Annotated in this window: 20 protein-coding genes; 17 read left to right on the top strand and 3 right to left on the bottom strand. The window is 41.2% G+C overall.

Features of this window, described 5'->3' with window-relative positions; genetic code table 11:
- Positions 1–26 precede the first annotated feature (26 nt).
- The gene (locus H6G14_RS25535; RefSeq protein WP_190570807.1) at positions 27–1,376 is read right to left on the bottom strand and encodes a glycosyltransferase family 4 protein; all 1,350 of its coding nucleotides are present in this window, start codon (positions 1,374–1,376) and stop codon (positions 27–29) included.
- A gap of 62 nt (positions 1,377–1,438) precedes the next feature.
- Between H6G14_RS25535 and H6G14_RS34365 the strand changes: the two genes are divergently transcribed.
- Together H6G14_RS34365 and H6G14_RS25525 are read left to right on the top strand one after the other, a co-directional pair.
- A complete protein-coding gene (locus H6G14_RS34365) occupies positions 1,439–1,516 on the top strand; it encodes a hypothetical protein (RefSeq protein ID WP_422394112.1) in 78 nt (25 codons plus the stop codon).
- Positions 1,517–2,512: 996 nt separating this feature from the next.
- Complete coding sequence (locus H6G14_RS25525) at positions 2,513–4,657, top strand: GumC family protein (RefSeq protein WP_190570806.1); 2,145 nt, start codon at positions 2,513–2,515, stop codon at positions 4,655–4,657.
- A gap of 32 nt (positions 4,658–4,689) precedes the next feature.
- On the opposite strand, the gene H6G14_RS25520 is transcribed toward H6G14_RS25525, so the two are convergent.
- Positions 4,690–6,051 carry a cytochrome P450 gene (locus tag H6G14_RS25520; protein WP_190570804.1) on the bottom strand — a complete coding sequence of 454 codons (1,362 nt, stop codon included), beginning with the start codon at positions 6,049–6,051 and terminating at the stop codon, positions 4,690–4,692.
- Between the two features lie 210 nt (positions 6,052–6,261).
- Between H6G14_RS25520 and H6G14_RS25515 the strand changes: the two genes are divergently transcribed.
- The 6 genes from H6G14_RS25515 to H6G14_RS25490 all read left to right on the top strand — a co-directional run bounded on the left by H6G14_RS25515 (position 6,262) and on the right by H6G14_RS25490 (position 13,386).
- On the top strand, positions 6,262–6,894 hold the full coding sequence (locus H6G14_RS25515; RefSeq protein WP_190570802.1) for an AAA family ATPase: 633 nt from the start codon (positions 6,262–6,264) through the stop codon (positions 6,892–6,894).
- Complete coding sequence (locus tag H6G14_RS25510) at positions 6,894–7,517, top strand: hypothetical protein (RefSeq protein ID WP_190570801.1); 624 nt, start codon at positions 6,894–6,896, stop codon at positions 7,515–7,517. The genes H6G14_RS25515 and H6G14_RS25510 overlap by 1 nt, the downstream gene beginning before the upstream one ends.
- Positions 7,518–7,940: 423 nt before the next feature.
- The gene (locus H6G14_RS25505) at positions 7,941–9,662 is read left to right on the top strand and encodes a coiled-coil domain-containing protein (protein ID WP_190570799.1); all 1,722 of its coding nucleotides are present in this window, start codon (positions 7,941–7,943) and stop codon (positions 9,660–9,662) included.
- 230 nt (positions 9,663–9,892) lie between these two features.
- A complete protein-coding gene (locus tag H6G14_RS25500) occupies positions 9,893–10,426 on the top strand; it encodes a protein-tyrosine phosphatase family protein (RefSeq protein ID WP_190570796.1) in 534 nt (177 codons plus the stop codon).
- Between the two features lie 160 nt (positions 10,427–10,586).
- On the top strand, positions 10,587–11,549 hold the full coding sequence (locus tag H6G14_RS25495) for a hypothetical protein (protein ID WP_190570794.1): 963 nt from the start codon (positions 10,587–10,589) through the stop codon (positions 11,547–11,549).
- Positions 11,550–11,616: 67 nt separating this feature from the next.
- Positions 11,617–13,386: a WD40 repeat domain-containing protein gene (locus H6G14_RS25490; RefSeq protein WP_190570792.1), complete on the top strand. Its 1,770-nt coding sequence runs from the start codon at positions 11,617–11,619 to the stop codon at positions 13,384–13,386.
- Between the two features lie 2 nt (positions 13,387–13,388).
- Here the strand turns inward: H6G14_RS25490 and H6G14_RS25485 are convergent, their stop codons facing one another.
- Complete coding sequence (locus H6G14_RS25485; protein ID WP_190570790.1) at positions 13,389–14,300, bottom strand: DMT family transporter; 912 nt, start codon at positions 14,298–14,300, stop codon at positions 13,389–13,391.
- Between the two features lie 250 nt (positions 14,301–14,550).
- Between H6G14_RS25485 and H6G14_RS25480 the strand changes: the two genes are divergently transcribed.
- The 9 genes from H6G14_RS25480 to H6G14_RS25440 all read left to right on the top strand — a co-directional run bounded on the left by H6G14_RS25480 (position 14,551) and on the right by H6G14_RS25440 (position 25,113).
- A complete protein-coding gene (locus H6G14_RS25480) occupies positions 14,551–14,901 on the top strand; it encodes a hypothetical protein (RefSeq protein WP_190570788.1) in 351 nt (116 codons plus the stop codon).
- A gap of 265 nt (positions 14,902–15,166) precedes the next feature.
- Positions 15,167–15,805: a Uma2 family endonuclease gene (locus tag H6G14_RS25475; protein ID WP_190570786.1), complete on the top strand. Its 639-nt coding sequence runs from the start codon at positions 15,167–15,169 to the stop codon at positions 15,803–15,805.
- 167 nt (positions 15,806–15,972) lie between these two features.
- On the top strand, positions 15,973–17,523 hold the full coding sequence (locus H6G14_RS25470; RefSeq protein WP_190570784.1) for a YcjF family protein: 1,551 nt from the start codon (positions 15,973–15,975) through the stop codon (positions 17,521–17,523).
- 165 nt (positions 17,524–17,688) lie between these two features.
- On the top strand, positions 17,689–18,411 hold the full coding sequence (locus tag H6G14_RS25465) for a hypothetical protein (RefSeq protein ID WP_190570782.1): 723 nt from the start codon (positions 17,689–17,691) through the stop codon (positions 18,409–18,411).
- A 136-nt stretch (positions 18,412–18,547) separates the two neighbouring features.
- Complete coding sequence (locus H6G14_RS25460; RefSeq protein WP_190570779.1) at positions 18,548–20,134, top strand: CPBP family glutamic-type intramembrane protease; 1,587 nt, start codon at positions 18,548–18,550, stop codon at positions 20,132–20,134.
- 1,044 nt (positions 20,135–21,178) lie between these two features.
- On the top strand, positions 21,179–21,454 hold the full coding sequence (locus tag H6G14_RS25455; protein WP_010997925.1) for a TM2 domain-containing protein: 276 nt from the start codon (positions 21,179–21,181) through the stop codon (positions 21,452–21,454).
- Positions 21,455–21,636: 182 nt separating this feature from the next.
- Positions 21,637–21,807: a hypothetical protein gene (locus H6G14_RS25450; protein ID WP_199326286.1), complete on the top strand. Its 171-nt coding sequence runs from the start codon at positions 21,637–21,639 to the stop codon at positions 21,805–21,807.
- Positions 21,808–22,134: 327 nt separating this feature from the next.
- On the top strand, positions 22,135–24,606 hold the full coding sequence (locus H6G14_RS25445) for a heavy metal translocating P-type ATPase (RefSeq protein ID WP_190570777.1): 2,472 nt from the start codon (positions 22,135–22,137) through the stop codon (positions 24,604–24,606).
- A 306-nt stretch (positions 24,607–24,912) separates the two neighbouring features.
- On the top strand, positions 24,913–25,113 hold the full coding sequence (locus tag H6G14_RS25440; protein ID WP_422394111.1) for a hypothetical protein: 201 nt from the start codon (positions 24,913–24,915) through the stop codon (positions 25,111–25,113).
- Positions 25,114–25,320 lie beyond the last annotated feature (207 nt).

Raw genomic sequence — 25,320 nt, 5'->3', positions numbered from 1 at the left:
ATATAACTTTAATAACCCCAATATGCCTACTTTACATTGCTTCGAGACACCTGAACTACCTCATGAGAAAATAATGCCTGCTGCAACACTCGCAAGTATTGTTGAGATATAACTTTGGGTGTGAAGTGCGATCGCATATACTGACGACCTGCCTTGCCCATATCCTCACCTATTTGGGTATCACGGCTGAGAAAACGAATAAACTGTGCAAGACCTTGACTGTCGCCATTCTCAAATGAGCCACCACATTTAGCTTCAGCCATCATTTCTCTCAGGTATGAAGATTGGGAGCAGATAACAGCAATTGGTCGTCCAGAAGCTAAGGCTGAGTAAAGTTTGCTAGGTACAACTAAACCCTCTGTAGTTGCATCTACACTCACCAATGATAAATCGCAGGCTGTTAAGGAATAAGGCAACACTTGCTTATCTTGATAAGGTAAGAATGTAAAATTATTTAGCCCTAACTTATCTACCTCCCTGATTAATTCTTCACGTTTGGCACCGCCACCAATACAAACAAACTGAATTGGTTCATTCTGCAATAGCTTTGCCGCTTCCAGCATGGTGTCGATATCATGACAACGACCCATGTTCCCAGAGTAAAGCACGGTAAACTTATTAACTAAACCGTACTCGTGGGCAAACCAGTTTTCTGACTTAGGAATCGGTACGATCGCTTCCGGATTAGCCCAGCTATGTATCACCGAAATTTTGTCAGTCACCTCTGGACAATGTGCCACTATCTTTTGCTTCATCGCCGGGCTGAGTACCACAATACCTTTGGCATTCAGCCAAACCTGTCTGTTCATTGCATTCCACAAACGCACGACCAAGCTACGTTTGGAAACTACCCCCAACGCGATCGCAATATCTGGGTATAAGTCGTAGAGTACGCAGACATAAGGTAACCGGAATAGCAAGTAAGCCAAATATCCTATAATTGGCAAAAAAGGTGGGGCTGTAGTGACTAATAATATATTGTTACGCCGCCAAGCTTTGAGAATATGTAGTAAGGCACGTAGTGTATACAAAACACCATTCACAGCTTTACCACGAATTCTACCTGACCAAAGTTGAGCAGTGCGCGATCGCTGGATTCTTATCCTATCCACCCATTCAACTGCTGGAGCCGTCTGAGATTGAAAGGCATAACCAGGCTGACTCGTAAATACCTCAACATTCACTCCCTGTTGTCCTAACTGTTTCACGAGTTCTTCGATCAACTGCCCTGTAGGAGCATAATCTGGAGGAAAAAACTGAGTAATTACGGATAACTTGATGGACTGTTGAGTTTTTGGCGTTGACGTATTTTCAGCTTCTATGGGAGTGGAAATGGATTGTATAAATTTGTTATTAATCCATTCGTTTAGTCTCATCGGCTGTGTCCTATTTGGGAAGCTATAAATTTTACTGATGACACTACCGAACTGCTCAAGCCATTAATTGCAAGCATAAGAATTTAGTCTGGTTTTATGACATGGAAACATCTTTGATTCATACTTTTCCAAGTCTATAGTATCTTGATTGTATACAACTAAACGATACAAACTTCACACATATATTATCCCGTGACACGGGCAATGCTACATAAGCAATAATCCTGAATAAAATGCTTTTTCTCACAGGGGGAACACAAATAAAAATTACAAAAGCATTACTAAATCATTCATATTCGCTATATGAAGAAGGTATCTTACTTGGTAACTAACTATGTAATACTGTTAACTCACTATGTCAGCAACAATCACTATTTTTTGGTATAAGCTATTAGGACATAGGTATGATATATTGCATAGACCATATCAGATTTTAGTTGTTATGAATCCGTTTGGATCTGCTCAAACTTTCATTTTTACTCTATTTGGGGATGTTTAACTAAATTATTTAATCTCCTTCGCGTTTTTTTGCTTAATCTAAGTGTAATCACGAAATATACGATACCATGTTTTAAAGATGACTGGAATCCTTCATAAAAAGTTCATCTTACTAAGATGTTTTTTAGATGTTTCTTCATAAAAGATATATTTTATTAAGTTGTATTAAACTTACATAGTGATCAAGTGTAGTTAAATCTTATTAAGCGTAGTCACCTTAATTGTCTGGTAAACAAGAAATAATCACCTCTTAATTCCCAGCCTTCAAGGTTGCAACTACCTTAAATAGACCAATGATGTTAACCGAATACTTATCTCTCAATGAGTGATTGATTTACACCTGAAGTGTATCCAAATTAACATACTATACGAATAACTTATACTGAGAATCATTAAAACTTTATAATACAGAGTTGATATCTCAGTTAGGATATTTCCAGTGAAAGTAGTTTATTTAGATTTAGGATATCAACCTAAATAATTAGTGCAATTTAACACAGAAAATTTGTGCAGTCCGTAGCGTGATACTTGGTCGCCAAAAATTAGATATTGATATATATAACTTTACACTCATGTAGGAGATTAGAAAACATTTATACTACATCTTAGCCATTTTATTTCCAGATAGTTAGAACACAATGAATAAGCAATCTTACCAAACTTTAAACTCTGAACAAAATGGCAACTCTAAATCTTTCTTGCCTCAACCACAACCTGTTGCTGTTCCCTGGGGTGAAGAAAAAGACGAAAGCTTTAGTATAAGAGATTGGCTAAGTATAGTAAAACGTCGGTCGAGAGTTATCGCAGGAGTATCTATATTAGTCATGACTATTGTGGCTGTAAACGTGATATTCCGTAAGCAGCCCATAGAATATGAAAGCAATTTTTTCATGCTAGTGGAACCAGTTAACGATGATAGCGAAGCAATAAATATAGTTAAAGAAACAAATTCCAGTACCTCGAAGCTAGATTACGACAGCCAAATTTTAGTTCTCAAAAGTCCTGAAGTCATGAGAAACACCCTTCAGGAATTGAGAACTTCCTATCCAGATATCACCTACCCATCGCTGCTCGAATCTCTAACTATTAATCGGGTAGAAGAAACAAAAATCATAGAAACTCGCTATCGAGCTAATGATCCAAATGAGGTGAGAAAAGTATTAGAGCTAATTTCCCAAGATTATTTAGAATACAGTCAAGAAAGGCGACAAACTAAGTTACGTCAGGGCATTGAATTTATCGATAAACAATTGCCATCCATTCAAGAGCGAGTTGACCAAATTCAACAAGAACTGCAATTTTTTCGCCAAAGATATGATTTTAACTCTCCAGAAAGCAAAGGAACTGCACTTGACGCACAAGCCAGTACGCTAGCTGGAACACAGCAAAGTATTAAATTACAATTGACACAAGTCCGCGACCAACTAAATCTTCTTCAAACAGAAAAAGGAAAAACAACAGTACTGAATAATGCGTCTTTGTATCAACAACTGGTGAGTCAGCTAACGCAGTTAGATACTCAAATTGCTACAGAGTCAACGCTATTGGAAAGTAACAACCCTAGATTACAAACTTTGAAGGAAAAACGATCTAGCCTCCTCCCTGTTTTACAGCAGGAAGAAAAGCGCTTTTTAGATGTGAGAGCAGCAGAATTAAGAACCCAACTTCAATCTCTGGAATTACAAAGTGCAGAAATTGCCAAGATATCACAGCAACTGGAACAGCAACGCAAGCAAGTACCAATCTTAGCAAGACAATACACAGAAATACAGCGTAAGTTGCAGTTCGCTAATGACAGCTTGAATCGTTTTTTATCAACCCGCGAAACTTTACAGATTCAAATATCTCAAACAGAGTTAGGTTGGCAGTTAATTCAACCACCTTCTGAGCCAAAATTGGTGAATTCTTCTAGTAGATTACGCAATTTAACTATAGGTTTATTTGCCAGTATAGTAGCAGGTCTTGCAGTTGCTTTACTACTAGAAAAAATATCCAATACTTACAATAGTGTACTAAAACTGAAAAATAATATCAATTTTCCCTTGCTGGGAAATGTGCCTTTTGATAATGAAGTTAAAGCTCTGCAAGCTCGTACTTCTAAATCAAAGTTAGCTCCATTTAAAGTATTCAATTCTTTACTAGAAGGTAGTCAAGATTCAGATGTTGCAATTACTCAAGAATATAGTAGTTATTCAACAGAATTTTTAGACGCTTTAAGATTTCTCTATACAAATATTCAACAAATTAAACCCAAGTCTCAACTACGCTCTTTAGTTGTTAGTTCAGTCATGGCTGGTGATGGAAAATCAATTGTTGCTTTTTATCTAGCTCAAACAGCCACAGCAATGGGACTAAGAGTTTTACTGGTAGATGCGAACCTACGCCAACCCATGATTCATAACTTAGCGAATTTAAAGAATTTATGGGGTTTAAGTAGTTTACTATCAACAAATCTACCAGTTAGTGAAGTCCTCCACAAACTACCCACTATGGAACAGCTATCTTTGATTACTGCTGGCCCAGCACCTGATGATCCAATAAAATTACTTGCTTCTGAGAAAATGAGGCAATTAATGACAGATTTTGAAAATAATTACGACCTAGTAATTTACGACGCTCCCCATTTCTTTGGGCTATCTGATGTTAGTGTGATATCGCCCTATACAGATGGAGTTTTGATGGTGGTACGGGTAGGTAAAACAGATGCCTCAGAGATAGAGCAAGCTTTAGATTATTTGAAAATTTTGCCGTTGAATATATTGGGTGTGGTTAGTAACAGTTGATGCAAAACCCAGACAGAATCTGGACTTATTAATTATGAATTACACATTCTTTTATTTGCCACCATCCTCATTCCTCCTGGTGCTGCCAAAGTTAATCCACGACGCACAGGCTGCACTGGGCGCTTACTGAGTCTGGATACTTGGAACTGAGACAAAATTGTTGCTAGCACAATTTTCATTTCATATTGGGCAAATGCTAGACCGATACAACGCCGATTGCCACCGCCAAAGGGTAAGTATTCATAAGGAGAAAATTGCCTTTCTAAAAAGCGTTCTGGTCTAAATTCTTTGGATTGCGGATAAACTTCTTCTCGATGATGGGCTAAATAAATACTAGGAACAACTAATGTGGCTTTCGGCAGGTTGTAGCCCATAATTTCCACAGGGTTTTTTGTTCGCCGGAAGAAAGCATTAAGCACAATAGGATAAAAGCGTAGAGTTTCTTGACAAACTGCTGTTAAATAAGGCAATTTAGCAATACTACTCGGCTCTGAATTATCATCAAGGGTATCTAATTCCTTAGATAACTTTTCACCTACTTCGGGTAAGGTATCAATCCAATAAAATGCCCAAGTTAAAGCGGAAGCAGTAGTTTCATGTCCTGCAACCAACATTGTCATTAATTCATCCCGTAACTCTACATCTGACATTGGTTGTCCGTCTTCATAACGTGCCGAAATCAATAAGCTGAGGATATCTTGACGATTTTGTGCAGGTTCGGCACAACGTTGAGCAATCAAAGCGTAAATCAGTTGGTCAATTTTTTTGATGAGGCGTACAATTCGCCCCCAAGGACTCCATGCACCGTAATCTTTTTGGGTAAAACCAAAAAAGAAAGTGCTGGACATCAGAGGAGAACTCATGAAGTCTAGCAATGTAGTTAGTAATTGCCGCAGTTCTTGAAACAATTCTCCCTCATCAACACCAAAGACTACCCGCAAGATGACACGCATGGTAATTTCCTGCATAGAAGCCCGGATATTGAAGGGCTTACCCATTTGCCATGCTTGAGTGACCTGTTGAGTTATTTCACGGATAGTTCGACCATAGGCGCGCATCCTTTCACCATGAAAAGGAGGGGTTAATAGTTGACGTTGACGCTGGTGGCGATCGCCTTCTAGTAAAATTAAAGAATTCTTACCCAATAAAAGTTCTAAAAGCGGACTACCTCCACCACTACTCTCAAAACAACTAGCATTAGTAAAAATCTGTTCCAATGCTTGGGGATGGCTAAAGTAGACAAAATAACTTTCCTCACTCCCCCAGATTGTGAAGTTGTCACCGTAGACTTTGGCAAAATCTTCCACGTACTGTATCGGCTGAGTAATAAACTTGAACAACCTTAACAACCGGGGTATTTTGGGGCCATCGGGTAGGTTTTGAACGACTGTCATAGAAATAAGAGTGCAGGGCTACTGACTTCTATTCTTACGAGTTTTTTTGAGACTGTGGGCAACAAAACAGTTTTGTCCTTTTTTACCGCGAAGGACATGGAGGTTAGCACCGGGAAAAGTTGTAAAATCTGAATTTATTAATTTGGAATTTTGAATTTGTCAGGTCACACAAAGCGGTATATTCAAGTATGGCAGGGTCGGAAGTAAGCAGTGCCAAAAATCATCACTATTCTCAACGGTAAAGGGGGAGTCGGTAAAACGACTACCGCCATCAATTTAGCTGCTCAGTTGGCGAAGAAAAAAAAAGTTATTCTCATCGATACAGACATACAAGGTTCTGCCAGTTGGTGGTTTGGCCGAAATCAAAATGGTATGGGGTTTGATTTATCCCAAGAAACCAATCCTCAACTCTTAGGGCAGTTGCAAACAATAAAAGGTTACGATTTAGTAGTAGTAGATACGCCACCTGCGCTACACTCGGAAGCATTAGCTACAGTAGTAGCGATCGCAGACTATCTAGTTTTACCTACACCTCCATCAGCAATGGATTTGGCTGTATTAATTGAGACAGTCAAAGCGGCTGTAGTTCCGTCCGGAGTTCCCCATCGGGTGCTACTTACAAAGGTTGACACTCGGAGTATAAATGAAGCAATAGAAGCACAAAATACTCTCCAAAGGTTAGGAATTCCCGTTTGTAAGGCTTTTATTCGGATATATAAAGCCCATGAAAGAGCAGCCTTGGACGGTGTAGCTATTGACCAATGGCGAGGCAAAAATGCTAGAGAAGCGGAATCAGACTACCATCGAGTGGCGGAAGAATTACAGCGTGACTGGAGGAAATAATGCCTAGAAAACAGAATCTCTCCGACTTAATCCAAGAGGAAGCCCAAAAATTTACACCACCTGCCGGCGAAACCGCCATTGAAGTGACAGCTCAAGAAGTGGTTGAAGAAACTTCTACTACCCCAGAAGAATCAGAACAGACTCTAGAAGAAACTGCTGCTAAACGTAGCGCTCCTACTAAAGCAGATTTAGAAGCTACTATCAAAGAATTACAAGCGAGTTTAAAAAAATCTGAACAACAGGAAAAATCGCTACAGCAAAAAATAGATGATTTGCAATTAGCTTTATCTGAACAAAAATCTTCAGTCAAAAAACTCACCAAAGAACTAGACGAAACCAAAAAAACTGCCCTACAACTGGCAGAAGCTAACTCCCAGCTTATAGAAGAACAGAAATCTTTGGCTGTCGCACAAGAAAAAGAGCAGTTGGCAAAACAACAGATAGAAAAACAAAGACAAGAGAAAGAACTGCTAGAAAAAGAACTGCTAGAAAAACAAAGACAAGAGAAAGAAAGCTATAAACCAGTACATTATCGAAAATCACATCGGCTACCTGAAAATTACCCAACACAACAGGTAGAAACCAATGATGATTTTTCTTCAAATACTTGGTTGTATGATTAAAGATAGAAGGCAAGGGTCATCATAGGGCAGAAAGAGGGATTTAATAATTATTTCCTCTATCTCCCAATCTGTGGTTTTGCAGTAGCCTCTCTACAAGAGAAGCTAGAGCGATATATATAGCTGTTGACGGTTGACGGTTAACGGTTGACAGGCTTGAAAGGCTTTGGCTTTTATTACCAGGGTTTTATCTTAGCTTGATATCTTAATATATCTGGCTACGGCTATATCTTATTCTTTTTCCTGCATCCGTTATCCTGCGGTAACGATTTCGGATTTTGTCGCGCTTGCCTTGACTACGCAGGCGCAAGTTTACTCACAGGGGATTTTGAATTAATTTTTCCCTCGTTTCTAGAATCGTTTTTCATGCGTAATTCCTATTGATATCAATCCGCTTCATCTGCTTCTGAATCTTGAGAATTGCTCATGAAATACCGAATAATATCTTTGTTGCTGTGTGTTATGGTCATTACTCATACTGTTCCAGCAAAAGCCACACCTAATATATTGGTAGATTCTAGTGATAAATCTATACATATCACTGGTTGGTTAGGTGAAGAAAGTGGCTTAGTTGGTAACTTAAGATTAACGGCTCAGGAAGAAAATATTGAGAAATTTGTCTTTTTAGTCTCAGATTTGCGGCGAAAAGAAGGCGGTGAAATCATTAACCGCCACCAAATCACCGTAGTCGGTGAACCAAGACTTGTTGTAGGTATTCCTCAAGATTTCCAACTAAAAGTCACCGATGTTCGTTTACCCGGAACTTATGAAGGAACTCTCCAAGTATTGCTACCAAATCAGACTCACCCGCAAGTCCAAAATATTTCTCTTCAGGTAATTGCTAAAGCTAGACCGACTCTTATTCCCTTGGGTGGTACAGAACAAATTCAACTACACCTAGTAAACTGTGATGGTGTTCTCAGTTTTTTTGACTGCTCACTTGCTAAAGCTTTACTACCAGCCAGTGCATTTTTAAATCAGTGGCAACTCCAATTTGATAATCCTAATCAAGCACCTGTAACTATTATTGATGCTAAAGTCATTCTCAGAGGTGAACAAACAGGCTATCAATTAACAGAGACAGCTTTGAGTTTATCTCTAGATGTTGTGAATTTATCAGGCGATGGGCTACGCTCCACCGTAGGCGATCGCATAGTTACTCTACCATTAAATTTAAATCGTTCCATCATTCCCCCAGATCGTTATACAGGAACTATTTACTTCACCCTATCAGAGCAAACGCAAAGATTAGCCATACCAGTAGATTTGAGGATGCGTTCTGGGCCAATTTTGCCCCTAATGGTCTTAATATTTGGCGTAATTTTGGGTCGATTATTCAAATATATGCAGGAATCTGGTAGCGACATTACCAGAGCTATTAAAGCAGTTTACCGCCTCAAAGCCAGAATTAGGCAAGAAGCAGGACATAGCGAAGACCAAGACATCCTCAACAACATGGTTGAATGGGTAGGACAATTAATTAGATGGGAAAAGATAGATAAAGCCTTAGCAGAAATAGATGCCATTGAAGCCAGATTGGAAGCCTTAAACAAACTGAGACAAATAGAAAACCAAATACTAGAGATGCAGCAAGAAGACAGCCTCAATAAAATTGCTCACGAGGTGCATAAAAATATCATTAAAACTCGTTCACTGTTAGCACAAAGGAATGATGCTGTTGCTCAAAGGTGTATGCAGGAAGTAATGAAGGGTTTAGCCAACCTCAATCAAAAACGGCAATTAGATAAATATTTTCTGCACAACGAAGCTTTTTCACTGCTAGAACTAGCCGATTCAGTACAAAGGTTTTTAATTCAAGCCGATGCAGTTTCCCCAATACCGAGCAACCAACCGGAATGGAAAATTCGCTGTCAAGATTTCCTAATATTGCTTTCTGGGGTATCTGATGACATACGCATCGGAGCTACATTTTGGCTGGTGCGCCCTTTTTTATCCTTGACACTGCTGGTTGGTCTGTCTTTGGTTGGTATCGGTTCGCTTTATGTCGATAACGGACTCACCTTTGGTGCTAGACCTTTCTCCGACTATTTAGGATTAATTCTCTGGGGAATTAGCGCTGATGTGGCTAGTCGCAATCTTAGCAATTTACAAAATAAAAATTTAGATAATAATACAAACTTGAGTTAAATAAGCCGATTACCGTCCTTCCTACAGGGAAACAGCAGCCAAGGACGGTTGTCAACACCTCCAGGTATGATTTAAAGAGTGTGGTGCGTAATTCGTAATTGGTAATTCCTCGTGTGTAGTTAAGAATGCTGACTACGAATTGCAAAATAATTACAAACTATATGAAAATTTTTATTTAAAACAATATACTAGTCTAGCCTCTACTTTCAGATAGTTGGTAAATAGCTGGAATGTACAAATTTGCCCCTGCTTACAAACAAGAAACAATTGTATTTGGTGCTGCCCGTCCTGGTTACTCAGACCAAGAAGTATGCAATTGGATAGAGTTTATGAGGCAGCAAAATATAAAACGAGTGTGTTGTCTTCTGTCTAATGAACAACTAGCTACTTACTCCCATCTTTTAAATACATATCAACAAGAATTCGGCAATCAACAAGTTTGTTGGGCAGAGATCGCTGATTTTCATCTAGCTGATTTAGCAACTCTTACAGAGAAAATACTACCATTTTTAAGAGAAGCAGACAAACTCAAGGAAAAAGTTGTGGTTCACTGTTCTGGTGGCATTGGACGTACTGGCCATGTGTTAGCTGCGTGGTTAGTTTGCGGTAGAGGATTTACAAATCAAGATGCTATAGCCGCCGTCAAACGTACAGGAAGAAATCCTTATGAAGCCGTAATCGCTTCTGTATTCCAGGGTAAAAATCCCTTAACAGTTGCGAAAGAACTTGATTTTCTGCTGAATAATTGTCGTATCTTAACGTGAGTTGTAGTTATTAACTAACTACTAAATCTAAAGAATTATATATTTTTGTAGTGATTGATATTGCCTATTTTAGGATGTCATTTCTGGGAATGTTGAAAATTATCTAGAATTTCCATAGCACAACAAAATATTGAATAATTATTACAGTGATGGTGATTATATGAACTTAGCGACTGCAACTACCCCCAAAACATTTAGTCTTTTAAGTATTGGTCAACGAGGAGTTGGCAAAACAGTTTTCCTCGCCGGCAGCTATACAGAATTAAGTCCTGATAGTCAAACGAATACTCCTCAGAAGTTGTGGTTTGATTGTCAAGATACGGAAGTGCAAGCAAACCTGGAAAATATTAAAAATCACGTTGCTCGTACCAATCTCTACCCACCTCCCACAATTAAGATTACTAATTTTAACTTTAGTTTGAAGCGTCAAATTCGCTCAAGTGTGGAAACAGTGTGCAACTTTTGTTGGTGGGATATTCCTGGTGAGTCCTGTAATATTCATAATCCTGACTTTCAGGAAATGATCCTCACTTCTAGTGGCTGCTGTGTATTCATTAATGCCCATGCTTTGATGAATGATCAAAACTACCCCCGCTTACTGGAGGATATTTATAATCAAGTAGCAGCGATCGCCTCTGTAGTTTACAAGTATAATATTAAGTACGCGTTCGCCTTGATTTTGACTAAGTGCGACCTGCTGGAACTCAATCCATCTACCCTGCTACAAATTGATCAGCACCTACAACCTCTAATTACCTATCTTGATTCCCTCAAGGCCACCTATCAAAAATTTTATTCCGCTATTCCGATTGTTTCTCTCGATGGTGTTTCCCGTCTCAAAGCTCAAGGTGCAGCTAGCCCCCTATTGTGGTTATTATCAAATCTCAACGATGTGGAAATTTATCCACCACAAGAAGATTTGACAGATGAACCGAGCCAGCCGTCATTTATTACACGGATACCAAGACCAAAAAGCTCCAAGGAAATTTTACTTGTATCGTTGGTAAGTGCTATTTTACTAGGGGCGATCGCATCACTTTTCCTATCCTTCAAGTCATTAACATCTATTCCCCAACAAGCACCAACCATAGAACAACCACCAAACCCAATTAAACAATATTAATTTGATAAAATTCTCCAGTTCCCATATTTAATACAAGATCAGATTCTCTTTCCCCTGCCCTCGTAGTATGACCCCTTTAAATTTAGGTCAACTTGTATATACCAGCTTTGCTATCGCGGGATTGAGAACCGTGGCGAGTAAAGAAGTTCCTCCGGAAATTCAGCAAGCCTTCCTAGAAAAGGTGGTTTATCAGTATTGGGATGCCTACAATCCACCCAGTGCGGGATATAGAGCTGCATACTTATTTCAGGTAACTTCAGAAGATAACTTGTTTGGTTGGTTATACAACGATGGACTGGATGATTTTGGTCGCAATGATGTTCCCTATTTTCTTTGTTACTATTTACCAGGCAAACTACACCCCAGCCAACTCGAAAATATTTTTATTTGTCTATGCACCGGGCCACTAACCATCATAGACAGGCAAAATCTCCCAGCTTCTTTAAAAAGCTTGGTAACTCCAAACTTATGGAGTTACCAGCCTACTCGTGCTGGGGTAAAAATTCCTAAACAAGTGATTGAGCAAAGCCAAATTGCCCTCAAGCAAAAAGAATTGCTCAATTTGTTTGTCTGTGCGTCCCAAGATGAAATAAAAGATACTTCCATAGCTGATGGAAATTTACTGATTGTTAGTAAACAGAAAATACGTCTATTAGACACTCCTGAAGCCCCCAAGCAAGCCACCATCCAGCAGGAACTACCTGTGATGTTCAGGATAGCGGAAGATGACCCCCAGATGCTCGTGGCTAAAACGCGCCTCATGGATAGCCAAAAAGTTGTTTTCCCCTTCCCTGGAAAGTTGACTTTCACGCTGGGGACAATAGCAACCGTTGCTTCTCTAATCACCTTGAACTATTTTCTCAAAGTTGCCCCTTTTGCGGCGACTGTCCCAAAAGTTACCGAACCTATTCCCAAGCCAAGTCCCACTTTAGAGCAGAAAAGTACTGCCCTGACTAACACATTATTTGGTCATACAGATTCGGTTTGGTCTGTTGCACTCACCAAGGATGGACAAACTTTGGTAAGTGCTAGTGAAGATCAAACTATGAAAGTTTGGAATCTAGAAACAGCAAAGGTTACAACCACACTCCAAGGACATACGGATACAGTACGGGCGATCGCTCTCACCCCAGATGACCAGACTTTAATCAGTGGGAGCGCAGACAAAACTATTAAAATCTGGAATTTTCAGACACTCAAGTTAAAAAGAACACTGAGTTCTCGTGCTGGCGGTATTTGGTCACTGGCTATCAGCAGCGATGGACAAACACTGGTAACCGCTCACGAAAATGGTAGTATCCAAATTTGGAACTTTCCCACGGGACAACTCTTACGCACAATTAAGGGACATCACGGTCGGATTTTTTCTGTGGCGATAAGTCCCGATGGTGAGACTTTTGCTACTGGTGGCATTGACCAAAAGATCAAAATTTGGAACTTATACACAGGGGAATGCCTCCACACGATCGCCCAACATCAAGACGCAGTACGAGCCTTAGTCTTCAGCCACGATGGTAAGATGCTGGCCAGTAGTAGCTGGGATCAAAGTATCAAGATTTGGCAAATGCCCACCGGTAAATTGCTGCATACCCTACTTGGGCATACTTCACGAGTGGTAACTCTGAATTTGGGAATTGATGAGCAAACCCTCGTCAGTGGCAGCCTTGACAATAATCTCAAAATCTGGAATATGCAAACGGGGCAATTACTGGAAACCTTATCTGGACATTCTGACTGGATTTTAGCGATCGCCGCCAACCCTGCAAAGCAAATCTTAGTAAGTAGCGCTAAAGATAAAACGATCAGAGTTTGGCAGCCGCAAATCGTTCGTAGGTGAAGTCATTTGAGATAAAACAATAATCCAATACCTGCGATCGCAATAATTACCCCAGCGAGCGATCGCCAACTCACTTTTTCACCTAGACATAGGGACAGGGGGATGACAAATAGCGGACTAGTTTGCATCAGGGTGGAAGCAACTCCCGCAGCTGTAAGTTTAATAGCTGTCTGTTGTAGCCAAATTCCTAAATATGTGCCGCAAAAGGAAGCGAAGCAGCTAATCAATATAATTCGCCATGATTCTCTATAAGAGAAGGACGAAATTTGACGTTTGTGGCTCAACCATATACCTACCACCAAAATTAACTCAGCCGCAGATAATCGCAGTAAAGCCGCCCACAAAGGTGTAACGTTACCAGTGGCAAATGCAAAACGAGAGATGACTGTACCTATAGCATTAGTTATTGCTGCAAGTAAAGCAAAGCCAACACCCCGGATTAAAAGACTATCCTCTAGCCTCCTGCCTCCTGTATCGGGAACCCGTTCCGTAACTACCCAAGCCACCCCGATAATAGTCAGTATAATCCCACACCAAGCACGGAAATTTAACTGTTCTTGGAGGAAAATATTGGCGGCGATCGCCGTCATGGGAGGGGCTAAAGTGCCGATGAGTAACACACGACGCGCCCCTAAGTGATTGATTGCAGCTAGAAAAGCCGTATCCCCCAAAGCAATACCAACAACACCACTCAAGCAGAGGAGCAAAATCTGTGTGTGGTCAGAGATAGGCAAGGATTCGCCGGTTAACCAAATAGTCAGGGAAAGAAAAGCGATCGCCACGATGCCTTTTATCAAGTTTAGCTGTAGCGGCGCAATCCTTTGCCCCACAATCCCATACAGTACAGAAGCGATCGCCCACAAACCAGCAGCAACTAAGGCGGCTAATTCACCTTTACCATCTGTGAATGGCAAAGTTAAATAATTATTAAAAATAAAATACTCCTCTAAATTTATGCCTGAAACTATTTAATAACAACCCAAATAATAGCATATTTTTTAGCACTCAAACCTAGAGAGTGCTAATTATAAAAGATAATTTTAATCTGGATAATTAGGCAAATATTACTGTATTTATGGATGAAACATAGGTGATTTTGCCCACATAATTCATTTTCAAAATATGTATGTTACGTAAAACTAACTAACCATTGGGAAGGCTAGCATGAAATATACTTTTGATATTGTTGGTGTATCTCCTGTTTGGCAATTTTTCAACCACCAACAGCAAATTCAGGGACAATCAAACCACCCAGGCATAGAATATTTAGGTAGCCATAAATGTACACTGGACGCATTGATAGAAACAGTAGAGCCAGTGCCATTAAAATGGGGTTGGAATACTGAGCAAGTGTTAGATACTGTAGTGCAGTTTTGGATGAACAATTCCGAAAGTATTCGTTACTGGAAAACCAGATTAACTGATGGTGGCAATGATAATATACTCGTAGCTAGATTGGCAGATATTACGGCTTTGCAAGCTGAATTTGAATCATTATTAGGTAAAAATTGGTAGATATAAAAGGAATTTGTAATAGCCTGCGGCATCTCTTAGGAGAGGCTAACCGCCAACGCGTAGCGTCTGTCTACGACACGCTCCGCGAACGTAGAGAAGGTTAACACCAACGCAATTAATTCAGTAGGGTGGGCATTGCCCACCAGAAAAATATTCCGGTTAGGGGTTTAGGGTAGAGAAAATAACGACCAAAGACTAGTTCCCTATTTAAGTTAAGATAAAAATGTCTCGCTTCTAAATCCTTACACTTGTTCTCAGAGGCAATATGCTTTTAGAGCTACAACAAATCATAGTTAAGCCAGGACAACAAATGTTGCTCAAAGATGTTGATTGGCAACAGTTGGAGAACATTTTAGAAGAAATAGGAGAAAAACGGGCTGCGCGGATTTCTTATAGTTATGGCTGGTTAGAAATCATGGTTCCTCTACCAGAACATGAAAAAGATAAAGAAATTTTTGGCGAGTTAGTCAGAATTTTATTGGATACACTGCAAATTGATTGTGAACCCTTAGGTTCCACCACCTTGAAAAACGAGCGAATGCGTCAAGCAGTTGAACCAGATGCTTGTTTTTATATTCAAAATCAAGCAGCCATGATTGGCAAAAATCGAGTTGATTTGAATATAGATCCGCCACCAGATTTAGCTATTGAAATAGATATTACTTCCCGCACACGATTTGATAATTATGAAATCTTGGGAGTTGCGGAACTTTGGCGATATACACAAAAAGGTTTAGAAATTTATCTGTTACAGCAAGGAAAATATATTAAATCTGAAACTAGCCCGAATTTTCCTAATATCTCGATTGTAGAATTAGTGAACGAGTATGTGCAGCAGTGTTTGACTATTGGCAGAAGTCAAGCTATGCGTAATTTTAGAAACTGGTTGAAGAATAATTTGTAATGGTAATCTCAAACTGCTTTAAAATCCTCACCTACAGGGAAGATGGGTAATGGGTAATAATGGGTAATGGGTAATAGGACTGGATCTCTAGCGAGAAGGATCTATCAGTCTTAACTAATCTTATAAGATCAGAAGCATCTGCCTATTTATCTTTACCGCCCTCACCCATGCCTTTGTCGCGCATAGTCACGCTGATTGTTGGTTTAATCGTCATATTGGGACTCGCCCTGTGGCTGATTGATTCCCTTTCACGCCTTTACTGGCAATTATCTTATTCGCCACTACTGGGCAATTTGCTGTTATTACTGCTGATTGTCCTCATCGGCTGCTTAGTTGCAGCTTTTGTCTATTATGTAATGGTATTGCAGGCTGGTGAACAGCGTTCCCGTCGCAACCGTCGGCGCGTAACAGCAGCGCAAATCCCGGCCGCTAAATCTGATGCGGCTTCATCTACTTTACAGGCAGTGCGGCAACAGGTGTCGCAAATTCAAGATGAAGTAGCGCGCCAAGCTTTATTAAGTCGTTCCAAAGAGATTGAGGCGAACTTAGCACGGGGTGAAATTCAAGTGGTGGTGTTTGGGACAGGGAGTGCTGGCAAAACTTCCTTAGTGAATGCAATTATGGGACGAATGGTAGGGAAAGTAGATGCGCCGATGGGGACAACCCAGGTAGGAGAAACTTACTGTCTGCGCTTGAAAGGGTTGGAAAGAAAGATTTTAATTACAGATACGCCAGGAATTTTAGAGGCTGGGGTGGCGGGAACAGAACGGGAACAACTAGCCAGGGCATTGGCGACAGAGGCAGACTTACTATTATTTGTGGTGGATAATGACTTACGACGCTCAGAATATGAGCCTTTAAAGAGTTTAGCGGAAATTGGTAAGCGATCGCTCCTAGTTCTCAACAAAACCGACTTGTATACAGACGAGGATAAAGAGGCGATTTTGGCCCGGTTACGCCAACGAGTGCTGGGATTTATTGCTACAAATGATGTCGTAGCGATCGCAGCTAACCCCGAAGCGGCACAATTAGAAACAGGGGAACCATTCCAACCAGAACCAGATATAGTCCCCTTACTGCGGCGGATGGCGGCGATTTTACGGGCTGAGGGTGAGGATTTGGTAGCGGATAATATTCTTTTACAATCTCTGCGTTTAGGAGAAGAAGCCCGCAAACTCATCGACGCACAACGTCGCCGCCAAGCTGATAAAATCGTTGAGCGTTTTCAGTGGATTGGGGCGGGTGTAGTATCAGTTACGCCTTTACCTGTGGTAGATTTACTGGCAACGGCGGCTGTAAATGCCCAAATGGTCGTAGAAATTGGTAGAGTCTATGGTTGTGAATTGAACATGGAACGGGGACGAGAATTAGCCCTTTCCTTAGCCAAAACTATTGCTAGTTTAGGTATTGTTAAAGGCGCAATTCAATTACTAACCACAGCTTTACAACTAAATGTTGCCACCTTCGTCATTGGTAAAGCCATTCAAGGAGTAACAGCCGCTTATTTAACTCGCATTGCAGGTAAAAGTTTCATTGAATATTTCCGTCATGACCAAGATTGGGGCGATGGCGGGATGACCGAGGTAGTACAGAAGCAGTTCCAAATGAATCGGCGGGATGAGTTTATTAAAGCATTTGTGCAGGAAGCGATCGCAAGGGTTGTCAAACCGTTAACAGATAAATCGGAAGTAGTTGAACATGATGAACAGACTAAATAGTTAGAGACTATTCATAAAGTCCATCTTAAGTAGGGGAGGCAACAAGCGGGTAATGTGCTTTGTCCAAAAAGTCTTCAATAATTAATGATTTTTATGAAACTAGATAGCCATTAGGTGTTTATTATTCGTCTTTTAGTCAAGATACGAATCATATCAAGAGGTTTTATGAAACCCATCATTGAATTACCCCCTGTAATTAACAGACATCATCAGTTCGCTAAAAAGTTAGTTTTGACTCTAGCGTTAACCAGCCTGCTATCTTCTGGACTCGGTTTGGCTGGTGACTACAGGGCTACAGCTACACCAGCAACAGAATCTATAGAACTATCTCAAAACTCTCAGAATCGTCTACCTCGTGACATCGCTAAAGCAGTACTCAATGATGCTTCCCGACGTTCTGGAATCAGAGTCACTAATTTAAGAATCACTCAAGCCACGCGCAGAACCTTTGGGAATCCCTGCGAGTTCAACTTTGGGGAAATCTGCACCAAAGAATATCGACCAGTCCAAGGTTGGGAAGTAGTTGTGCGAGTGCAGAATCAATCTTGGATTTATCACGTCAATCAGTCTGGCTCCCAAATAGTCCTTGATCCTAAAGCTAATGTAGGCGAAAATAGCCAACTACCGCGAGCGATCGCTAATAATATTCTCACTGATGCTGCTAGACGTTCTCGTGTACCTAGAAGGAACATAGAAATCACCAAAGTGACACGCAGAACCTTTGGGAACCCCTGTGAGTTCAACTTTGGGGAAATCTGCACCAAAGAATATAGACCAGTCCAAGGTTGGGAAGTAGTGGTACGAGTGGGGAATCAATCTTGGGTTTATCACGTCAATCAGTCTGGTTCCCAAATCATTTTAGATCCCAAAGTTTTAGGCAAATCTTGAGAGGGTTTTCGTCAATCCATGTATCTATAGAGTTATTCACGCCAATCTTATTGATCGAATCTATCCACCTATTACTTTTTCTTGCGATAATTCCTAAGGGGAGTTAGATCCCTACTGGTTTGTCAAAGGGGGATAAATGACCATCAAGCGGTTGGTTTTATTTTTTGTACTCACGCCGATAGCAGCTTTTTTAGCGGCTTCGTCTTTATTTGTTAGTTTGCAAGAACCACAGTTTCAAAGTCGTTTGGAACTATACCAAACCAATATTGCCCTGCAAGCACAAGCTTGGAAACCAGAAGATAGCAACGATGATAGTCCCCAAGTAATTCAAGAGGCAATTTTGGGGGAAAAACCCCTGGAAAACGCTACCAAGGAATATGAAAAAACCCGTCAATCAGTGCAAACTAATTTGACGAAAACTCAAAACCAACTTACACAACTGCGCTCTTCATCCCAAAATCCTGCACCGCCTAAACCCTTACCAGATGTTCCTCCCACCACAAATACTTCTCGTAATGACAAAGAAAAGCAATTACAAAAGTCCCTCCAGGAACTGCAAAAATTTGCGGCTGAATTAGACTTAAAACTGGGAATTTTGCAAGCAAAGCAAGGACAGATACAAACAGCCGTCAAAACTTGGAGCGAATTACAAAAGCCTTCAGACACTCCAGAACTCAGCACAGAAATTGAGCAAACTGCGGCGGTGTTGAGTGGGCTATGGAGTGATCCCCCGCGACTTTTTCCCGATGCTCAACAGTTAATCCAGCATAATCTAGAAGGCTGGTTTCGCTCCACAGCCTTGATTCAGCTTTACCAACTCCAGCAACGACAAGATGCTTTAAAAGAAGTTCAATCAACACAACAAGAGGCAGCAGCTCAAGCTGTATTTAAATTAGCGGCGATCGCCACTGTTCCTAGCCTAGCAGCGTTAGTAGGAACGATACTGTTAATTTTCTTAACTGCTCAACGCTTGATCAAGGGAAAAGAAGCCTTGTTGAGTCAGAATGCTGAGTTAGCTTGGTCAACACCTTGGGATGTAGAAACAATTCTCTCGGTTTTTGTTGTTGGCTTTTTCTTTATGGGGCAAATTTTTGTTCCTTCCTTGTTGGTGCTACTCCCGATACCTCGCCCCATAGTTAACGTAAGACTACAAGCCGTTTCCGTCCTCATCAGTTATCTATTAGTAGCATCAGGCGCGTTGTCAGTTTTATATTTCTCGATTAAACGTTTTTTCCCGTTACCCCAATATTGGTTTCGTTTCCGCCTGCGAGATAATTGGTTTCTCTGGGGACTAGGTGGTTATTGTGCAGCCTTACCAATAGTTGTGATTGTGTCTTTGATTAATCAACAGTTATGGCAAGGACAAGGTGGTAGCAATCCTCTATTACAACTGGCACTAGAAAGCCAAGACTTTACAGCATTAGGTATATTTTACGTGACAGCTGCGATCGCCGCCCCTTTATTTGAAGAAGTACTGTTTCGTGGGTTCTTATTACCTTCATTGACTCGTTACATCCCCGTTTGGGGAGCAATCATCGCCAGTGCGGTATTGTTTGCCGTCGCCCACCTCAGTTTGTCAGAAATTCTGCCACTCACTGCTTTAGGTATCGTTTTAGGAGTAGTATACACGCGATCTCGTAACCTCCTGGCTCCTATACTTCTCCATAGTCTCTGGAATAGTGGCACACTACTCAGTCTGTTTCTCTTAGGTAGTAGTAATTAGTTATCTGCAATAGATGGTTTGCTTGGGTGCGTCAGGATGAATAATGTCTGAGTAAGGTGATATGCACCTAAATCGAATACTCTTGCGTCAGGGCTGTCCATAGTCAAGAGTCCAGAGTTAAAGGCTAGCTTGGACTGTGGACTGTGGACTTTTGACAACCTGAGTGCGAAATATACAATTTAAATGCGTAACAGCTTATAGTTAGCTCCTATCTCACTGACGCACCCTACATGACGTAAAAAACTATTCCGACGAATATTGTTAAATAGATTACAAAACTCTGGGTGGACTTTGAGTATCATCTGGATAAATAGACATAGTTATTCATTAACTTATACCAATTTGAAAAAAGAATTTGACAGATGTACAACCCCAAACGCTTGTCCTCTCTTGATTCTTAATTTTGAATTTTGAATTTTGAATTGGTATTACCCTTTCAATCCTCACCTGACTCTACAGCAGCTGACAACTAAATAAAGATCTAAGTTATATCTCTCCCCATCAGTAGTTAGATGACTTAGTTTTGGCTGAATCATTGATTTGATACTATACCAAACAAAGGTAATTTCTATGAGAGATTATCTTCTTACTTGTAACAATCTCCAAAAAATCCGGAGATAACACTGATGTACCTGTAGAAAGTGATATATTACAAGCATTTTCACTGACTAATGTGAATTAATTCTCTCGAAAGATTAATTTTTCTCAAAATACTGTAATACTTATGTTTTAGTTTATGTGATTGGCATTATATCTAGCTATGTTAGGAACACTATAAAATCAGGCAATGTCTCATATGATAAAGATGTTACATAAGCTGTCAGACATTTAATCTGCATATTTTTTCGTGTTGGCAGTTGACTGTCAGCAGTTAACAATCCATACAAGTGATTATGTAATTTAAAAATGGCTATTGTCTGGCAGCATAGTAAAAAATTAACTAATAACTAAGTAAAAATATGTTTACTGGGTGAATATATTTTTGAGAAATAATTACAATCAAAACTGCAATTTTATACTATTTTTTTTAGGAGTAACCTACCTATGGCAAATCTCAACCCTACTCAAACCAACAAACAATTACTAGCTGGTTACTGTGGCATTATTTTTGGTGGCTTTGGTATTCACAAATTTATTTTAGGCTATGCCGCCGAAGGGTTTGTTATGTTAGTGATCACCTTAGTTGGTGGTTCTTTTTCCTATGGAATTACCTTGTTAATTATGCAACTAGTAGGATTAATTGAAGGTATGATCTACTTAAACAAAACTCCTGAAGAATTTGTCAATACTTATTTAGTGAATAAACAGAGTTGGTTTTAAATTAGTCATTTTCAAGAGAGTAGGGCTATAGGGGTGTAGGGGTTAGGAGAAGAACAGTATTGATATGGTATCTTGACTTAATTATTAGTTGTTTCCTCTACACCCTTACACCCTTACACCCTTACACCCAGTCTCAACAGACAAACTGGGTGCGTAATTCTTAATCAATAAGTATACTGATCATGAAACGGAAACACATGATTTGGGCTATGTGCCTGTTGGTGGGTGTGGGGTATTTCAGTGCTATGTCTAACTTAGAAATTCACTATTTCTGGAAAAGCCTGATTGCCTTTATACCAGTGCAAGTGGCAGCGATCGCCTACGTAAATACAACAAAACTTAGTCGTAATTAACACTAAATACTCCTGATTACTCATCGAAGGCGACAGTAAACCACTCCCTGCAAGTGGTAGGAGGGATAGCCATCCCGCCACTGTTAACTGCTGACTGATGACTGTTAACCGTCAACCGTCAATGTTAAATCCCATCCCTAGAAGGGGATGGGATGAGCTTCAGACTCATTTTGTCCATTTCCAGACCCAAAAACGTGAGATGAGTGCCACATCTTAATAAAATAAATGGTAATGACGATCAGTCATAGTTCAAAATTTCGCCTACGCTCGAAGTAGAGATGCTTATCATCAAGTGTCTAATCTTCGTAGCGAATCTCAACACTTGCCATGCAACTTGTCCCACAAACTCAGCTTGACCCAGAACTAACCCCCACACTAGAGAAAATTATTCTGGATGTCGGAGGGATGAAGTGTGCTGGGTGTGTAAAGGCAGTAGAGCGACAGCTCACTCAATATTCAGGTGTGAAGAACGCCTGCGTGAATTTGGCTACAGAGGTAGCGGTGGTAGAGTCGGAAGTCGGTCTGGTAGATCCAGATATGTTGGCACAACGATTGACATCTGCCGGATTTCCTACTCAACCGCGAAAAGCCAACAGTAAGGCAAGTGAATCAACAATAGAAGACTCAGCCGCAAGACAACGCCAACAAATGCAGGCAGCATTCCGGCAGTTAATGATTGCTGCTGTGCTGCTGGTCTTTTCGGGGATCGGGCATTTGGGCAACATTGGCAATTCAATTCTGCCCATATTAAATAACATTTGGTTCCACTTTGGACTAGCAACAGTTGCCTTACTAATTCCCGGTCGCCCTATTTTGGTTGATGGGTGGCTTGGTTGGCGGCGGAATGCACCTAATATGAATACTTTGGTGGGATTGGGAACGCTGACAGCCTACACAGCCAGTGTGGTGGCGTTGTTGTTTCCGCAAATGGGTTGGGAGTGCTTTTTTGATGAACCAGTGATGATGCTAGGCTTTATTTTGTTGGGCAGAACCTTAGAACAACAAGCCAGAGGTAAGGCGGCGGCAGCATTTAGACAATTGCTAGCACTGCAACCACAAGTAGCACGATTGATTGCTAACCCAGACCCAGACAAGATTGGACTGGGAGCAAATACTGTAGAAATCCCGGCTGAACAGGTGAAGGTGGGAGAATGGTTGCAAGTATTACCGGGTGATAAAATCCCTGTGGATGGCGAGATACGTTTTGGACAGACAACCTTAGATGAGTCGATGTTGACTGGGGAAGCTGTGCCGGTAATGAAGCAAGCGGGGGATATAGTCACAGCTGGAACGATTAACCAATCAGGGGCGATCGCTATCCAAGCCACCCGTACAGGCAATGATACCACCCTCGCCCACATCGTCGCCTTGGTAGAAGCAGCCCAAACTCGCAAAGCCCCAATCCAAAAATTAGCCGATACAGTAGCAGGTTACTTTACCTACGGCATATTAACAGCATCTTTATTAACATTCATCTTCTGGTACTGCTTTGGTACTCACATTTGGCCAGATATCACCGTATCCGGTGGTGGTATGGAAATGATGATGAGCCATGCCGCCCATATTACCAACAACTCCCCACTCTTAATTAGTTTAAAACTAGCGATCGCCGTCATGGTCGTCGCCTGTCCCTGTGCCTTGGGACTAGCCACACCTACAGCGATTCTGGTAGGCACAGGTATAGGTGCAGAACGGGGTTTATTAATCAAAGGTGGCGATGTTTTAGAAAAAGCACATCAGCTAGACACCGTAGTTTTTGATAAAACCGGCACTCTGACCACAGGTAATCCCGTTGTCACCGATTGTCTTGTATTTGCAGAAGACACTCCCGATGAAATAGGCTTCACAGCCAAACAGGACAGAAGTCTTTCCCCTACACCCCCACACCCCCACACCCCTACACCCCTACACCCCTCTCACTCCCTCATACAACTAGCAGCCGCAGTGGAAAGCGGCACACATCACCCCTTAGCTAGAGCGATTCAGCAAGCTGCACAACAGCAACAGTTATCGATTCCAGAGGCTGTAGACTTCCATACTGAACCAGGAATGGGTGTTTCTGCTGTCGTTGACGGTCAAACTGTGCTGTTAGGTAACGGGGATTGGTTGAGTTGGCATGGAATTACTTTGAGTGAAACTGCTCAACAGGAAGCGCAAAAGCTAGCCATCCAGGGTAAAACCGTGGTTGGTGTGGCAGTTGGGGAGAGTTTGGCGGGATTGATTGGTGTACAAGATACTACCAGACCAGATGCCCAAACTACAGTAGACAAATTGCGCCAGATGGGTTTAAGGGTAATACTGCTAAGTGGCGATCGCCCAGAAGCAGCGCACGCCATAGCCAAGCAATTAGGGATAGATAGCGCTGATGTCATGGCTGGTATTCCTCCCGCCAAAAAAGCCGCCTTTATTCAGGAACTACAAACAAAATCTGCGGCGAAAGTGGCAATGGTTGGCGATGGTATCAACGATGCCCCGGCTTTATCTCAAGCAGACGTAGGCATTGCCTTACACTCAGGTACAGATGTAGCAATGGAAACTGCACAGATTGTCTTAGTGCGCGATCGCATTAGCGATGTTGTGGAATCAATTCACCTCAGCCGCGCCACCTTCAACAAAATCCGCCAAAATCTATTTTGGGCTTTCGCATACAACACCGTTGGTATACCTCTAGCCGCAGGTGTTCTGCTTCCCAACTGGGGTTTTGTCCTCAGTCCTTCCGGCGCGGCTGCACTGATGGCATTTAGCTCAGTTAGTGTGGTGACTAACTCTCTGTTATTGCGTCGGTTAGCTCATCGGTAGCGAAATTAAGAACCCCTCTCCAAACCTCTCCCCGACGCGGCTACGGTGTATACACAAGTCTAATAACCTAGCCCCATAACGTTTTGATCCCCCCTAGCCCCCCTTAAAAAAGGGGGGAATAGAATCAAAGTCCCCCTGTTTAAGGGGGATTTAGGGGGATCAAACCACATTTTGCACCCAGCACAAAGATGTGTGTACAGAGTAGCCCTTGTAGGGAAGGGGTTGGGGTCAGGTTCCGGACTCGACGTTTCTTAATGCGCTAAACTGAGGAACATAAGTATAATCTCGTATTATTGTTATTAACTTATGGAACCAGTAACCTTAACAGCCGTAGGAACTGCGATCGCTACTATAGTTTTAACTAAGGCTTTAGAAAAAACAGGCGAAAAGCTGGGGGAAGCAGCATTAGAAAAAAGTAACGAGTTAATCGCCAAGCTGCGCCAGAAAAATAAGCTGCCCTTGTTAGCCAATACGTCACAGGAAGACACACAGCAGCCGCACTCGTGAGGGGTTAGATTAAAGTGTATTTTGTCAATGAGCTAAAATACTTAAACTTATCTAAATAAAAATGATAATCATGTGGTGGGGAGGGGGAGGAGGCGAGCGACGCTCGCCTCCTCCCCCCTCTTTTCGATTATCATTATCATTAAAATTTTTAGCAGATAAAATATGGAACGAAAAAGCATTGTAACAACACAATAACTTGGGAAGAAT

It is taken from the genome of Nostoc parmelioides FACHB-3921 (assembly GCF_014696625.1).
Classification (GTDB): domain Bacteria; phylum Cyanobacteriota; class Cyanobacteriia; order Cyanobacteriales; family Nostocaceae; genus Trichormus; species Trichormus parmelioides.
Note: the sequence above shows the minus strand (reverse complement) of the source record. Positions and strands in the feature narration are given on the sequence as shown.